Source organism: Erwinia billingiae Eb661 (assembly GCF_000196615.1).
GTDB lineage: Bacteria > Pseudomonadota > Gammaproteobacteria > Enterobacterales > Enterobacteriaceae > Erwinia > Erwinia billingiae.
Map to the genome: position 1 here is coordinate 2,180,607 of NC_014306.1, position 15,561 is coordinate 2,196,167.

Annotated in this window: 14 protein-coding genes; 11 read left to right on the top strand and 3 right to left on the bottom strand. The window is 56.4% G+C overall.

The annotated features are described in order from the left end of the window. The first annotated feature begins 200 nt into the window (after positions 1-200). The 5 genes from anmK to pdxY all read left to right on the top strand — a co-directional run bounded on the left by anmK (position 201) and on the right by pdxY (position 4,712). The gene (gene anmK, locus EBC_RS11475) at positions 201-1,322 is read left to right on the top strand and encodes an anhydro-N-acetylmuramic acid kinase (RefSeq protein ID WP_013201951.1); all 1,122 of its coding nucleotides are present in this window, start codon (positions 201-203) and stop codon (positions 1,320-1,322) included. Positions 1,323-1,343: 21 nt separating this feature from the next. Next, positions 1,344-1,655, top strand: a complete 312-nt coding sequence (locus tag EBC_RS11480; RefSeq protein WP_013201952.1) for an MliC family protein — start codon at positions 1,344-1,346, stop codon at positions 1,653-1,655. A gap of 65 nt (positions 1,656-1,720) precedes the next feature. After that, complete coding sequence (gene pdxH, locus EBC_RS11485; protein WP_013201953.1) at positions 1,721-2,377, top strand: pyridoxamine 5'-phosphate oxidase; 657 nt, start codon at positions 1,721-1,723, stop codon at positions 2,375-2,377. A gap of 136 nt (positions 2,378-2,513) precedes the next feature. Next, positions 2,514-3,788: a tyrosine--tRNA ligase gene (tyrS, locus tag EBC_RS11490; RefSeq protein ID WP_013201954.1), complete on the top strand. Its 1,275-nt coding sequence runs from the start codon at positions 2,514-2,516 to the stop codon at positions 3,786-3,788. Between the two features lie 63 nt (positions 3,789-3,851). After that, entirely contained in the window at positions 3,852-4,712 is an 861-nt protein-coding gene (pdxY, locus tag EBC_RS11495) for a pyridoxal kinase PdxY (RefSeq protein ID WP_013201955.1), read from the top strand. 53 nt (positions 4,713-4,765) lie between these two features. On the opposite strand, the gene gstA is transcribed toward pdxY, so the two are convergent. Then, entirely contained in the window at positions 4,766-5,368 is a 603-nt protein-coding gene (gstA, locus tag EBC_RS11500) for a glutathione transferase GstA (RefSeq protein WP_013201956.1), read from the bottom strand. 114 nt (positions 5,369-5,482) lie between these two features. After that, positions 5,483-6,385: a LysR family transcriptional regulator gene (locus EBC_RS11505; protein WP_013201957.1), complete on the bottom strand. Its 903-nt coding sequence runs from the start codon at positions 6,383-6,385 to the stop codon at positions 5,483-5,485. A gap of 96 nt (positions 6,386-6,481) precedes the next feature. On the opposite strand from EBC_RS11505, the gene EBC_RS11510 reads away from it, so the two are divergent. Further along, positions 6,482-7,099, top strand: a complete 618-nt coding sequence (locus EBC_RS11510) for a glutathione S-transferase (protein ID WP_013201958.1) — start codon at positions 6,482-6,484, stop codon at positions 7,097-7,099. A 2-nt stretch (positions 7,100-7,101) separates the two neighbouring features. Further along, on the top strand, positions 7,102-7,992 hold the full coding sequence (locus tag EBC_RS11515) for a pyridoxamine 5'-phosphate oxidase family protein (protein WP_013201959.1): 891 nt from the start codon (positions 7,102-7,104) through the stop codon (positions 7,990-7,992). Between the two features lie 54 nt (positions 7,993-8,046). On the opposite strand, the gene dtpA is transcribed toward EBC_RS11515, so the two are convergent. Continuing rightward, on the bottom strand, positions 8,047-9,543 hold the full coding sequence (dtpA, locus tag EBC_RS11520; protein ID WP_013201960.1) for a dipeptide/tripeptide permease DtpA: 1,497 nt from the start codon (positions 9,541-9,543) through the stop codon (positions 8,047-8,049). A gap of 662 nt (positions 9,544-10,205) precedes the next feature. Between dtpA and betI the strand changes: the two genes are divergently transcribed. The 4 genes from betI to EBC_RS11540 all read left to right on the top strand — a co-directional run bounded on the left by betI (position 10,206) and on the right by EBC_RS11540 (position 15,557). Then, on the top strand, positions 10,206-10,802 hold the full coding sequence (gene betI / locus EBC_RS11525; RefSeq protein WP_013201961.1) for a transcriptional regulator BetI: 597 nt from the start codon (positions 10,206-10,208) through the stop codon (positions 10,800-10,802). A gap of 27 nt (positions 10,803-10,829) precedes the next feature. After that, a complete protein-coding gene (gene betB / locus EBC_RS11530; protein ID WP_081461053.1) occupies positions 10,830-12,287 on the top strand; it encodes a betaine-aldehyde dehydrogenase in 1,458 nt (485 codons plus the stop codon). A gap of 69 nt (positions 12,288-12,356) precedes the next feature. Next, entirely contained in the window at positions 12,357-14,039 is a 1,683-nt protein-coding gene (betA, locus tag EBC_RS11535; protein WP_013201963.1) for a choline dehydrogenase, read from the top strand. A gap of 144 nt (positions 14,040-14,183) precedes the next feature. Continuing rightward, positions 14,184-15,557 carry an MFS transporter gene (locus EBC_RS11540; protein WP_013201964.1) on the top strand — a complete coding sequence of 458 codons (1,374 nt, stop codon included), beginning with the start codon at positions 14,184-14,186 and terminating at the stop codon, positions 15,555-15,557. Positions 15,558-15,561: the final 4 nt, after the last annotated feature.

The window sequence follows — 15,561 nt, forward strand, 5'->3', positions numbered from 1 at the left end:
AGATTCGGGGAAAAAAACTGCTGAGGTAAGTGTACCGCAGCACGAATAAACCCCGACTCAATCAGCTGCAAAATTGACTCAACCACACCAGAAAACGCTACAGGCTCCAAAAATGGCTAGTTAATCATAGAATTGCCTGGTTAATTTTGCGAGGCTATAAGCAGGATCCTTTTTACACCTAAAGCAGGTAAGGCGAAACCATGAGATCAGGACGTTATATCGGCGTTATGTCCGGAACCAGCCTGGATGGCATTGACGTGGTGCTGGCGGCGATAGATGAGCGGATGGTGGCGCAGCAGGCCAGCTATTGTCATCCCCTGCCTGCCGCCTTGCGCCAGGCAATTTTATCCATCTGCCAGGGGCAGTCGTTAACCCTGTCACAGCTTGGACAGATCGATACGCAGTTGGGCAGGGTATTTGCCGAAGCGGTTCAAACCCTCATCCAGCGTGAAGGGTTAGAGCGTGAGGACATCACCGCCATTGGTTGCCACGGACAGACCGTCTGGCACGAACCGCAGGGCGAGGCGCCAAACACGCTGCAAATTGGCGATAATAACCAGATTGTTGCCGCCACCGGGATCACCGTGGTGGGCGACTTCCGCCGTCGCGATATGGCCCTAGGCGGACAGGGCGCACCGCTGGTTCCCGCCTTCCACCAGGCGATCCTGATGCATCCCGAAGAGCGTCGGATGGTGCTGAACATTGGCGGTATCGCCAATCTGTCTCTGCTGATCCCCGGCAAGCCCATCGGCGGCTACGATACCGGCCCGGGCAATATGCTGCTTGATGCGTGGATCTGGCGCCATCAGCAAAAAAGCTACGATAAAGACGGCGAATGGGGCGGTCAGGGCAGCGTGGTCATGCCGCTGTTGCAACAGATGCTGGCCGATCCGTGGTTTGCGTTGCCGGCCCCGAAATCCACCGGCCGTGAGTATTTCAATATGAGCTGGGTAGAACAACAGCTCTCACTGTTCCCGGGTCTGCAACCGCAGGATGTTCAGGCCACGCTGGTGGAACTGACGGCCACCACCATTGCCGAACAGGTGATGCTGAGTGGCGGCTGTGAACGCTTGTTGGTCTGCGGCGGCGGCAGCCGCAACCTGTTGCTGATGTCCCGACTGGGATCTCTGCTGCCGGGAACCGAAGTGGGCACCACCGATGAAGCCGGGATCAGCGGCGATGATATGGAAGCACTGGCGTTTGCCTGGCTGGCCTATCGCACGCTTTCAGGTCTGCCCGGCAATTTACCGTCCGTTACGGGTGCCAGAGAAGCCTCGGTGCTTGGGGCGATCTATCCGGCTAATCCAGGCCATTACCGCTAAACACTGTCCACCGGAGAGAAAATGAAACGCATTTTATTAGTCACCACCGCGGCGTTGTTGTCAGGCTGCAGCTATTTCCACGCTGAGCCGGAACAACTGAAAACCCTGCATTACACCTGCGGCACCTTACCGTTAACGGTCAGCCTTGATAATGCCCGCCAGGAGGTTAACCTTATCCTTGACGGCAATCCGCTGACCTTAAAACAGCAGGAGGCCGCTTCCGGCACGCGCTACAGTGACGGGAAATATGTTTTCTGGTCGAAAGGTGACGGCGCATTTATCGAGCGTAACGATAAAATCATTATCAATGACTGTCGCCTGGACGCCAGTTAAGCCGTTGAAACCCATTGGGATCGGGCGCACAATGTGCCATCCCCCTGTCAGCAGAAGCCTGAGCGATGAACGAGAGTGATAACCTGCAGCAGATTGCCCATCTGCGCCGTGAATATACCCGTGGCGGCCTGCGCCGTAACGATCTGCCTGCCGATCCGCTGGCGCTGTTTGAACACTGGCTGGGCCAGGCGGTGGACGCCCAACTGCCGGATCCGACGGCGATGAGCGTGGCCACCGTTGACGAACACGGCCAGCCTTATCAGCGCATCGTGCTGTTAAAGCATTTCGACCCGCGCGGCATGGTGTTCTACACCAACCTCGGCAGTCGGAAAGCGCATCATCTGGAAGCCAATCCGCGCATCAGCCTGCTGTTTCCCTGGCATATGCTGGAGCGGCAGGTGATGGTGCTCGGCACGGTGGAAAAGCTGTCGATGATTGAGGTGTTGAAATACTTCCACAGCCGTCCGCGAGAAAGCCAGATTGGTGCCTGGGTGTCAAAACAGTCCAGCCGCATTTCTGCCCGTGGCGTGCTGGAAGGCAAATTCCTCGAGCTGAAGCAAAAGTTCCAGCAGGGCGAAGTGCCCTTGCCGAGTTTTTGGGGCGGATACCGCATCAAAATTGACTCGATGGAGTTCTGGCAGGGCGGTGAACATCGCCTCCATGACCGTTTTTTCTACCAGCGTGATGCTGACGGCTGGAAAATCGACCGACTCGCCCCGTAATTCCGCGAAATAATCCCGTTAAGCGCTGGCACAGAGTGCGTCAGCGCTTTATTCTATATGCCTTATTTTTTCTTCCGCGAGTCAGCGGAAAGCTGTGTACCAGCTAAGGTGCAGACTTTTCTACATGGAGTCACAGATGGCCAGCAGTAACCTGATCAAACAATTGCAAGAGCGCGGGCTGATAGCCCAGGTAACGGATGAAGACGCGTTAGCAGAACGACTGGCGCAAGGGCCAATCGCGCTGTATTGCGGCTTCGATCCTACTGCCGACAGCTTGCATTTGGGCCATTTGGTGCCGTTACTCTGCCTGAAACGCTTCCAGGATGCCGGTCACCGTCCGGTGGCGCTGGTGGGCGGCGCAACCGGCCTGATCGGTGATCCGAGCTTCAAGGCGGATGAGCGTAAGCTCAACACCAGCGAAACGGTCGGCGAGTGGGTCGAGAAAATTCGTCACCAGGTTGCACCGTTCCTCGACTTTGACTGTGGCGATAACAGCGCGATTGCGGCCAATAACTACGACTGGTTCGGCAACATGAACGTGCTGACCTTCCTGCGTGATATCGGCAAGCACTTCTCCGTTAACCAGATGATCAACAAAGAAGCGGTTAAGCAGCGTCTGAACCGTGACGATCAGGGTATCTCGTTCACCGAATTCTCTTACAACCTGTTGCAGGGTTATGACTTTGCCTGCCTGAACGAGCGTCACGGCGTCGCGCTGCAGATCGGCGGCTCGGACCAGTGGGGCAATATCACCTCCGGTATCGATTTGACCCGTCGCCTGCATCAGAATCAGGTCTTTGGCCTGACGGTTCCGCTGATCACCAAGTCGGACGGCACCAAATTCGGTAAAACCGAAGGCGGCGCGGTCTGGCTGGATGCCAGCAAAACCAGCCCGTACAAATTCTACCAGTTCTGGATCAACACCGCTGACGCCGACGTCTATCGCTTCCTGAAGTTCTTCACCTTTATGAGCCTGGAAGAGATCAACGCGCTGGAAGAAGAAGACAAAAACAGCGGTAAAGCCCCACGCGCGCAGTATGTGCTGGCGGAGCGGGTCACCCGTCTGGTTCACGGCGAGGAAGGTCTGGCCGCGGCAGAACGTATTACCAAAAGCCTGTTCTCTGGCTCGCTGAGCGAAATGACCGAAGCCGACTTTGAACAGCTGGCGCAGGACGGCATTCCGTTTGTGGCGCTGGATCGCGATCAGGATCTCCAGCAGGCGATGGTCGATGGCGATCTGGCCCCGTCACGCGGTCAGGCGCGTAAGCTGATCGAATCCAAAGCGGTCAGCATCAACGGCGAGCCGCAGTTGAGCGCTGAATATACCTTTGCCGAGACCGACCGCCTGTTTGACCGCTTTACGCTGCTGCGTCGCGGCAAGAAAAACTACTGTCTGATCGTCTGGAAGTAATAAAACAACCTCTATCAGGCCGGCTTGTCCGGCCTTTATTTTTGGCAGGGTTCAGGTTTCGCTATGAAAAACATACTTTCTATCCAATCCCATACCGTTTTTGGTCAGGCCGGAAACAGTGCTTCCGAATTCCCTATGCGTCGTATGGGCGCAAACGTTTGGCCGCTGAACACCGTGCAGTTCTCTAACCACACGCAATACGGCAAATGGGCCGGCATGGTCATGCCTGCCACGCATCTGACGGAGATTGTGAAAGGGATTGCCGATATCGATCGGCTGAAGACCTGCGATGCGGTGTTGAGCGGCTATCTGGGTTCCGAAGAGCAGGGCGAGCAGATTATGGAGATCGTCCGTCTGGTGAAAGCGGCAAATCCGGATGCGTTGTATTTCTGCGATCCGGTGATGGGACACCCGGAAAAAGGGTGCATCGTGGCACCTGGCGTGGCCGGGTTTCATACCAAAGTGGCGATGCCCGCCAGCGATATCATCGCACCGAACCTGATCGAGCTCGAAATCCTCAGTGGCCACGCGGTCAACAACGATGAGGAAGCGGTCGCCACGGCGCGCGAACTGATTGCTCAGGGACCGAAACTGGTGCTGATCAAGCATCTGGCCAGGGCCGGACAGCGCAGCGATCGCTTTGAGATGCTGCTGGTTACTGCGGATGAAGCCTGGCATATCAGCCGTCCGCTGGTCGATTTTGGCGTCCGTCAGCCGGTTGGCGTGGGTGATTTGACCAGCGGCCTGCTGCTGGTGGATATCCTGCAGGGCAAATCGCTGCGCGAGGCGCTGGAGCATATCACCGCAGCGGTATATGAAGTGATGCTGAAAACCCACGAGATGGGCGAGTATGAGCTGCAGCTGGTTGCGGCCCAGGATGCCATTGCCAATCCTCAACAGCATTTTGGTGCGATGAAGCTCTGATGGTTTTCCCCCTCAGCCGCCATCGCTGAGGGGAATGTCTGCTGAATGTCCGATCACATCCCTTCGGCCTTCAGCGCCGCTTCTACCGCCGGACGTTCTGCTACCCGCGTAAACCAGCTTTCCAGCTCCTCAAAACCCGCCAGATCCAGCTTGAGGGCTTTTGCCCAACGCACCATGGTAAACAGATAGGCATCCGCCACGCTGAACTTCAGCCCCATCAACCACTGTTTACCTTCCAGTTGCTGATTCACCCAGCTGAACTTGCCGTGCAGTTTCTCGCGCAGCTGAGTTTTGTACGCTTCGGGAGTCGCCGATCCAAACAGCGGGCTAATGGTTTTATGCAGCTCGGTGGCAATAAAGTTCAGCCATTCGACGGTCTGATAGCGCGTCAGGTGACCGGTGGGGGCCAGAAGATGGCGGTCGGGTTTCAGGTCGGCGAGGTACTGAACGATGGCAACGCCTTCGGTCAGCACGGTGCCGTCATCCAGCAACAGCGCCGGGACCTGGCCCTTCGGATTGGTCAGCAGATAGTCTTCCTGCTGCTCGGTTTTCTTGCTCTGCAAATCGACGGCGACCAGCGTAAAATCGAGGCCTGTTTCCTGCAGGACGATATGCGGAGAAAGCGAACAGGCGCCAGCCTTATAATACAGTTTCATCGGTGCTCCTTTAGCTCAGTGGCGAAAGATCTTCCAAGCTTAATGCTGACTGGTGAAAAAGTCAGCGCCCGGCGGCGCACTTCTGCAAACTATCTGGCTGATTTTAAGCCGACCTCAGACTGAGGGATGAAAACAGGGCAACGCGGGAAGCGTTTCACGCGCCATATCCCAGAAAGCCCGCACGCGGGCAGGCATATACTTCAAATTCTGCGTAACCAGCTGAACCGGCAGGCCTGGCGGCCGGTAATCGGCTAACACCTCACAAAGCAGCCCCTGTTGTAGCTCTTCAAACGCCTGATAGGAGAGCAGACGGGTGATCCCTTTGCCTGCACGCGCTGCAATCAGCTGCGTTTCCACTTCATTCACCATCATTGCCGGCTGGATGCGTACCCGCTCCTGATTTTCCGGTGGGCCAAACCGCCACTCTCGGCTGGAACTGATCGAGGTGCCCGCAATCAGCAGGTGATTAACCAAATCGCCGGGCGATGTCGGCGTGCCTGCTGTTGCCAGATAGGCCGGGCTGGCTAACACAATGCGCTGCACGCTGCCCACCTCAACGGCCACCAGCGAGGAGTCGCGCAGTTGCCCAATGCGGACTGCCATATCCAGCCCCTGTTCAATCAGGTCCTGATAGCTGTCGTTCAGCAGAAGCTCAATCTGAATATCGGGATAGCTGTCGAGAAACTGCATCACCAGCGGCGCAATGTGCTTTCTGCCAAACTGTACGGGTGCCGTCACGCGTAACAGCCCGGTTAGCTGGGTGCGCGCGGCATCCTCGATCGCCAGCGTATAGTCGTTAAGCAGGGTTTTGGCGCGCTCAAACAGCACCAGGCCCGCGGGTGTCGGCGAAAGGTGTCGGGTGGTTCGCTCAATCAGGCTGGCGTCAAAGCGGCTCTCCAGTGACGCCAGCGCGCGGGTAATGGCCGGCGGAGAACGACGCAGCTTTCGCGCCGCGCCCGCCAGGCTGCCCTGCTGAACCACGGCAACAAACACCTCAAGCTCATCCAGTTTGTCCATGATTATTCCGATAAATGAAATTATGAATTGCCATTTTGCAGGTTTTACCTCGTTTATCGCAAGAGTAAGCTTATCTAAACCCTAAAGGAGACGCTCATGACCGCTTTAACGTTGTACACCACACCGCTTTCCGGCCACGGCCACCGCGTTAAGTTACTGCTTACGCTACTGAACTTGCCGTTTGAAGAACGTGAGGCCGGCGCAGAGCAACGTAAAACGGCCGAGTTTCTTGCGGTAAACCCCCTCGGGCAGGTACCGGTGCTGATTGATGACGGCACGGCGATTGTCGACAGCAACGCCATTTTGATTTGGCTGGTGAAGCGCTATGCGCCAGACAGCCAGTGGTTGCCCAAGGATCTCAAACAGGAAGTGGAGGTCCATCAGTGGCTGGCGAAGGCCGCGGGCGAGATCCGCTATGGCGTGGCGTCGGCCAGGCTGATCAAACAGTTTTCCACGCCGGAAAACTATGACTCGGCAAAGAGCGTCGCGGCGAAATTCCTGCCACAGATGGCGCAACACCTCAGCGACAGGCGTTGGCTGGTGGGTGAGCAGGCGACGCTGGCCGATGTGGCCTGTTACGCCTACGTTGCCTGTGCGCCGGAAGGGGGCATCACCCTGACGCCGTTCCCGGCCATTCAACGCTGGATACAGCAGGTGGAGGCACTGCCTGGATTTGTAGGACTGCCTCCGCTGCCGATCCCTGAGGCAGGTTAATCATGTTCCACCCGGGTGAAGGACTGGCGCAGCAGAAGGCGGGGTATGGTGCGGTGCGGGCAGCCGTCTATCCGAACATGCCCGATCAGCACCGGCAATTTTACGCCGGGCTGAATGCCTTTTACTTGTCGGCGCTGGATGAAACGGGCTTTCCCGTCGCGATGCGATTGCAGGGTTCGACCGGTTTTGTTGATAGCAATGATGGGACGCGTCTGGACATTGCCCGGGAAGCGATTAACGACGCGCCACTGTTACCGCTGCTGAAGCCGGGAATGCCCGTTGGCGGGCTGGGGATCGACTTCTCGAACAGAAGGCGCAACCGGGTGAATGGCGTGGTGGAGACGGTTAACGATCGGCAGGTCACTATCCGCGTACTGGAAAGTTTCGGTAACTGTCCGAAGTACATCCAGCGGCGGGACATCCCGGGCGGCAGCGAAGGGCGCATACCGCGCGTGGAGGTTGAACCTTTGCAGGCGTTGGATGCCGATGCCCGCTATCTGATTGCCGCCACCGACACCTTTTTTGTTGCCAGCTATGCCCAGCGCGAGAATGGCGTGGGCGGTGTGGACATTTCGCACCGGGGAGGCCTGCCAGGCTTTATCACCGTGCAGCAGGGTAAATTACGCATCCCGGACTACAGTGGTAACCGCTATATGAACACGCTGGGCAATTTGCTGGTTGAACCGCGATGCGCACTGCTGCTGCTGGACTTTCATCAGGGCGCTGCGCTGCATATTCAGGGACGGGCCGAGATTGAGTGGCAGTCGCCTGTGCAGGGGCTGACCGAACGTTACTGGCAGGTTGAGATTGAAAACGTCACCCGACTGCGTCAGCTGTTTCCTGCTGCCGGACTGCAGGTGGAGTTTGCTGACTCTTCGCTGGCCGCCGGATAACGGGCATAAAAAAGGGCGACATCACGTCGCCCTTATTCGCTTAACCACGTTGGATTAGATCTTGGCTTCTTTCAGCTCAGACTGTTGGTCGTCCTGCGTCATGCGGTTCAGCTTAGGCGCGGTCAGCATCATCAGAATAGCAATCACACCGGTTGCCACCCCAATCTGCAAGAACACATCGCCGTAAACGTGCAGCGACTGCAGCGGATCGGTGATGTTTTCCGGCACCGCCATCAGATTCGCCACCTTACCGGCAATCATCGCAGCACCGGCAGTGGTCAGGAACCATGAACCCATAATAAAGCCCATCAGACGCTGCGGCACCAGTTGCGCCACCATCGCCAGGCCCAGGCCGGAAATCATCAGCTCGCCGACGCTTTGCAGCGCGTAGCTGAGGATCAGCCAGCTCACGGAAACGATGCCCATCTGGTTAGCGAATTTCGCGCCCAATGGCAGCACCAGGAAGGCGGCGGAGCAGAGGATCATCCCCAGCGCAAACTTGTGCGGCATCGGCATCCGATCGCCCATCTTGTTATAGATGGCGGCCAGAATCGGGCTGAAAATCATGATCCAGAACGGGTTCAGGGCCTGGAACTGCTCAGGCTCAAACGCGATACCGAGAATGCTGTGCTCAACGTTGCGGATGGCAAAGAAGTTCAGCGAGGTTGGCATCTGCATATACAGAACGAAGAACACTACCGCCTGAACCATCAGGATGAAAGCGACGATCATCTTACGACGGGCCGGCCCTTTCATGGCGAAGGCTTCTTTGGCAAAAATCAACACGATACCGGCAGCAATGACGGCCAGCACCAGGCGCGCGATGCCCTGGTTATGCAGCAGCCAGGTTGCCAGCACCACCAAAGCCGCGACACCGACCAGCGTTGCCAGCAGTTTACCGATGTGCAAGGGCTGGAAGTCCGGCTTGGAGCCGTAATTCTTCACCCACTTGCGGAACATCATAAAGTTGACCAGCGTCAGCAGCATGCCGACAAACGACAGTGAGAACGCCACGCTCCAGCCAAATTTCGCCGCCAGCCACGGGGTGGCGAGCATAGAGAAGAAGGAGCCGATGTTGATCGCCATGTAATACATGGTGAACGCGCCATCCAGACGGGGATCGTCTTTGTCATAGCAGGTTGAAAGCAGGGCGGATGGGTTGGCTTTAAACAGGCCGTTACCAACGGCAATGGTTGCCATGCCGATATACACCAGGCCGACGTCATGACCTGACCAGGCGACCAGCGCGTAGCCCAGAGCCAAAACCAGCGTACCCAAAACGATAACGCGTTTGGTGCCAAGGACCTTATCGCCCAGCCAGCCGCCGACGGCAACCAGACCGTAAACCAGCGCACTGAACGAGGAGAACAGGGTGATCGAGTCGGCTTCTGACATGCCCAGCTGTTTCACCAGGTAGACGGCCATGATGCCTTGCAGGCCGTAATAACCGAAGCGTTCCCACAGTTCGACTGAGAAGATCAGGTAGAACGATTTAGGTTGCTTGAACGCATTGAGGCTGCTTGCCTCGGGATGTTTGTTTGCAGTTGACACTGGTACCTCTGGAGTTCGTATCCTGATTCGACATAGAAAATAAGTCGTCGTCATTCAAGGTGGGCATTCGCCGCATGATTATAAGAGTGGAAAAGCGGCGATTAATTTCGCTCATCGGGCCACATCAGGCAAGTGTTTTTTCATATGTCGCCCGCGCACCGCCCGGAAGTGTTAAAGATAAGTTAATAGCGGCGGGGCGGATGATTACACTGATAAATTCTACAACGGCGATATAAGTGGCTTAAATAAGACGTAAGTTTATCCAACTGGCGGAGTAACCAACTTAGCGCATAAAGATAGAGCAATCTGTCGCCAGAGATTAACCCGGCAATATTAATGACCATTCGGGCGGTTTTAATCAGTCTTACAGACCCGAAAGCATCGAAAAGCGCAATTTTAGCGCAGGCGGAACGCCTGAATGTGATTTAGATCACTTTAAAATCACATATTAATTCTTGAAAAATAAGCCTGAACCTTCCCGAGCGGCTTTACAGCTGAAATCACACATTTTTTTTGCTCTCGCAGTGATTTTTCACCGCAATGTGATTTTTATAACATTTTACCCACGCGCGTTTTAAGCCCTGTGATTTTTTATTGATTGAACGTTCAATATAAAAAGTCTATAATCCCTGTCATTCAATAGCTAAAACCGATGAAGCACGATGCCAAAAGTGGGAATGAAAGCCATACGTCAGGCGCAACTGATCCGCGCAACGCTGACGGTAATCGACAGGGTGGGACTGGCCGATGCCAGTCTGGCCTTGATTGCCAAAGAGGCCGGCGTCTCGACCGGGATTGTCAGCCACTATTTTGGCGACAAGAATGGTTTGCTGGATGCCTGTATGCGTCAGATCCTTTCCGACTTATACCTGGCGGTCGATCATCATCGGAAACAGGCGGATGACCAGCCGGCGTCGCAGATCCGCGCCATTATTGATGGCAACTTTGACGTCTCGCAGATTGCCGGGCCGGTGCTGAAAACCTGGCTGGCCTTCTGGACCAACAGCCTGCATCAGCCGGATTTGCAGCGGTTGCAGCGGATTAACGATCGTCGCCTTTATTCGAACCTGACCGCGCAGTTTGCCCGGGTTCTCCCGGCGCAGCAGGCCCGCGATGCGGGTGCCAGCCTGGCGGCACTGATTGACGGCTTGTGGTTGCGTATGACCTTAGCGCCACAGCCGATGGCAAACGGCGTAGAAAATGCCCGTGAGCTCTGTTATCAAAATCTCGCGTTGTGGCTAAACGCCGCAGCACACTAACCCCCCAAAGGAGGATGCATGGCAGATATGCAACGCCGTGGACTTTATATTAATGGCCGTGAAGAATCCGGTCATGGCGAAACATTCACCACCATCAATCCCGCCAATGGCGAAGTGCTGGCTGAGATCACCTCTGCCAGCCAGCAGGATATTGACCGTGCCGTGGCCTCGGCAGAAGCCGGCCAGCGTATCTGGCGTGGCTACACACCGGTTGAGCGTAGCCGTGTGCTGCTGAAAGCGGTTGCGCTGCTGCGTGAACGCAATCAACAGCTGGCCGAGCTGGAAACTGCCGATACCGGTAAGCCCATCAGCGAAACGGCGGCGGTCGATATCGTCACCGGTGCTGACGTGCTGGAATACTACGCCGGTCTGGCGGTTGCAGTAGAGGGCGAATCCATTCCTCTGCGCGACAGCGCGCTGGTTTATACCCGCCGCGAGCCGCTGGGCGTCTGTGCCGGTATTGGCGCGTGGAACTACCCGATTCAGATTGCCCTGTGGAAAAGTGCCCCGGCGCTGGCCACCGGCAACGCGATGATCTTCAAGCCAAGCGAAGTCACGCCGTTAAGCGTGCTGGAACTGGCCAAAATCTTCACCGAAGCCGGTCTGCCGGATGGCGTGTTTAACGTGGTTCAGGGCGCAGGCCCGGTCGGCCAGGGTCTCAGCCAGCATCCAAAAATTGCCAAAGTCTCCTTCACCGGGGAAGTGAAAACCGGTAAACGCGTCATGGCGGATGCGGCACTGGCGAACCTGAAATCCGTCACCATGGAACTCGGTGGCAAATCACCCCTGATCGTGTTTGAAGATGCCGAGCTTGAGCGTGCCGTCGACGGCGCGATGATGGCCAACTTCTACAGCAGCGGTCAGGTGTGCACCAACGGCACCCGCGTCTTTGTTCACCGTTCGCTGCTGCCGGCCTTTGAAAAACGCCTGCAGGAAAAAATGGCCGGCATCAAAGCCGGTGACCCGCTGGATCCCGAGGTCAACTTTGGACCGCTGGTCAGCGAAGGGCACTGCCAGAAGGTCGTCTCTTACCTCGATATCGGTAAAAAAGAGGGCGCGCGCGTATTGGCAGGCGGTTCACGTATGACTGACGGCGCGTTCGCCAAAGGGTGCTACGTGGAAGCCACGGTCTTCACCGACTGCACCGATGATATGCGCATCGTGCAGGAAGAGATCTTTGGTCCGGTGATGAGCGTGCTGGTATTTGATGACGAGCAGGAAGTGATCGACCGCGCTAACAACACCGAATACGGTCTGGCAGCGGGTATTTTCACCACCTCGCTGAACCGCGCACATCGCGTGATCCATCAGATGGAAGCGGGGATTTGCTGGGTGAATACCTGGGGCGAATCACCGGCACCTATGCCTGTCGGTGGCTATAAGCAGTCTGGCGTCGGCCGTGAAAACGGACTGGAAACGCTGCACCACTATACCCGCACCAAATCCATCCTGATTGAGATGGGCGAGTATCCTTCCGCGTTCTGATGCGCGCGCTTTTTTTCGCAGTCTGATTTTTTTGCCGCGGCAGTACTGTCGCGGCTATCTGGAGGCTTAATGCAGAAATTTGATTATATTATTATTGGCGCTGGTTCAGCAGGTAACGTACTGGCCACGCGACTGACTGAGGATGCTGACGTATCGGTACTTTTACTGGAAGCGGGCGGGAAAGATCACCGCTGGGACTTCCGTACCCAAATGCCAGCCGCTTTGGCTTACCCGCTGCAGGGTAAACGTTATAACTGGGCGTTTGAAACCGATCCTGAGCCGAAGATGAACAACCGCCGCATGGAGTGTGGTCGTGGTAAAGGTCTGGGTGGCTCTTCCCTGATCAACGGCATGTGCTACATCCGCGGCAACGCGATGGATTACGACAACTGGGCCAGCAAGAAAGGGCTGGAAAACTGGTCGTATCTGAACTGCCTGCCGTATTTCCGCAAGGCAGAGAAACGCGACATCGGCGAGAACGACTATCACGGTGGCGAAGGTTACCTGAGCGTCACCACGCCAAAAGCCGGCAATAATCCGTTGTTCCGTGCCTTTATTGATGCGGCCACTCAGGCCGGTCACCACGAAACGGATGACCTTAACGGTTATCGCCAGGATGGCTTCGGCCCGATGGACCGCACCGTGACCGCCCAGGGCCGCCGTTCCAGCACCGCCAGAGGCTATCTGGACGTGGCCAAGCAGCGTTCAAACCTGACCATCGTCACCCATGCGCAGACGGACCGCATTCTGTTCAGCGGCAAAACCGCCACGGGCGTCAGCTGGTTACGCAACGGCAAAGAAGAGCAGGCGCACGCCACGCGTGAAGTGCTGCTGTGTGCCGGTGCGATTGCCTCGCCACAGATCCTGCAGCGTTCCGGTGTCGGCCCTGAAGAGTGGCTGCGCGAGCTGGACATTGACGTGGTGCATGCGTTGCCGGGCGTCGGTCGCAACTTACAGGATCACCTGGAAGTGTATATGCAGTTCCGCTGCAAAAAACCGGTCAGCCTGTATCCGTCGTTACAGTGGTGGAACCAGCCGGCTATCGGTGCCGAATGGCTGTTTAACGGCACCGGCATTGGCGCCAGCAATCAGTTTGAAGCCGGCGGCTTTATTCGCAGTGATGACAAGCCAGACTGGCCGGATCTGCAATACCACTTCCTGCCCGTTGCCATCAACTACAACGGCAGCAGCCCGGTAAAAGAGCACGGTTTCCAGGCACACGTGGGCCCAATGCGTTCGATGAGCCGTGGCCGCGTCAAGCTGACCTCGAAGCATCCGTATGCCGCGCCGTCGATCTTCTTCAACTACATGTCTGAAGATCGTGACTGGGAAGAGTTCCGCAACGCGGTGCGTCTGACGCGTGAAATCATGCAACAGCAAGCGCTTGCCGAGTATTGCGGTGAAGAGATCCAGCCGGGTGCACACGTGCAGAGCGATGAAGATATCGATACCTTTATCCGCGAGCATGCAGAGACCGCCTATCACCCTTGCGGTAGCTGCGCGATGGGTAACGACGAGATGGCCGTGGTCGATGCCCAGGGCCGCGTACACGGTATGCAGAACCTGCGAGTGGTCGATGCGTCGATCATGCCGCAAATCACCACCGGTAACCTCAATGCGCCAACGGTAATGATTGCCGAGAAAATGGCGGATCTGATCCGTGGCAAAACGCCGCTGGCGCTGTCCACCGCGGAATATTACCAGCTGCAGCGTGAACAGACCGAAGTGGCGATTGAAGAAGGCATTAAATAATCACTGACTGTCGGAGCAGGGAACACTCCTGTTAGGTAAAGCCGATAGCGAAGAGGGCGGAATGAAAATTCCGCCCTTTTTTTTAACCCGCCCGCGATCATTTTTTCCTATAGTAAACCTTTAGTCCATGGACCGACGCTTAACATGACCAAAGCCACCGCCTTAGCGCTGCTTGTTGCAGTGACCTTTTTTATGGAAAACCTCGACGCCACGGTGATCACCACCGCCATCCCGCAAATGGCGAAAGAGTTCAGCGTCAGTCCGGTGTCGCTGAACATCGGTATTAGCGCCTACCTGCTGGCGGTGGCGATATTTATCCCGATCAGCGGCTGGCTGGCGGACCGTTTCGGCGCGCGAACCATCTTTACCGCCGCCATCCTGATTTTTACCTTCGCCTCGATTCTCTGCGGCCTGAGCCAGGACCTGATGCTGTTTACCCTCAGCAGGATCCTGCAGGGAATCGGTGGTGCGCTGATGGTGCCGGTCGGGCGGATGGTGGTGCTGCGGGTGACGGAAAAGAAGGACATGGTCAAAACCATCGCCTTTATCACCTGGCCGGGTCTGATTGCGCCCGTTATTGGGCCGTTGCTCGGCGGAATGATCGTCAGCTACGGTCACTGGCCGTGGATTTTTTGGCTAAACATCCCGTTGGGAATAGTGGCAATTATTGTCACCCTGTACCTGATGCCGCAGTTTAAAGCTGAAGAGAAACGGCAGTTTGATGTTAAGGGGTTCCTGCTGATCTCCTCGACCTGCACCCTGATTATCATTGCCATTGAATGCATGGGCGGCCTGTCGATGTCGCTGGGCATTCTGCTGCTGGCGCTGGGCGTGGTGTGCAGCCTGCTGGCGTGGCGTCACAGCCTGCAACATGCAACGCCGTTGCTCTCGCTGTCGATGCTACGAATTCCGACCTTCAGAAGTGCGGTGGTGGGAGGATCCTTCTTCCGGGCGTCGATTAATGCCATTCCGTTCCTGTTACCGCTGCTGTTCCAGCTGAGTTTTGGCTGGAGTGCCGCGCAGGCAGGGTCAATGGTGCTGTGGGTATTTGCCGGTAATCTGGCGATGAAACCGGCGACCACCTGGCTGATGTTCAGATTTGGTTTTAAGCGAATTCTGTTTCTTAACGGGGTGCTCAGTGTCCTTTCGATTCTGAGCTGCCTGTTTATCACCCCGGCGCAGGGATATATGTTGATCGCCGCCATCCTGTTTATTGGCGGACTGTCGCGGTCGTTGCAGTTCAGCTGTTATAACAGCATGGGATTTGCCGATGTGCCGCGTGAAAAACTGAGTGAAGCCTCGGTGATTTTCAGCATCCTGTTCCAGTTCAGCATGAGCTTTGGCATTGCCATTTCGGCGATGATCCTGCGATTTTCCATGCAGCTTGCCGGGCAAACCTCACCCAGCCAGCAGGATATTCATATCGCCTTTGCGGCGATTGCCATGCTGGTGGTGATGTCGCTGGTGGATGTCTGGCGGCTGGAAAAGAATGCGGGAGAGAAGGTGCTGGCACGATAAACCG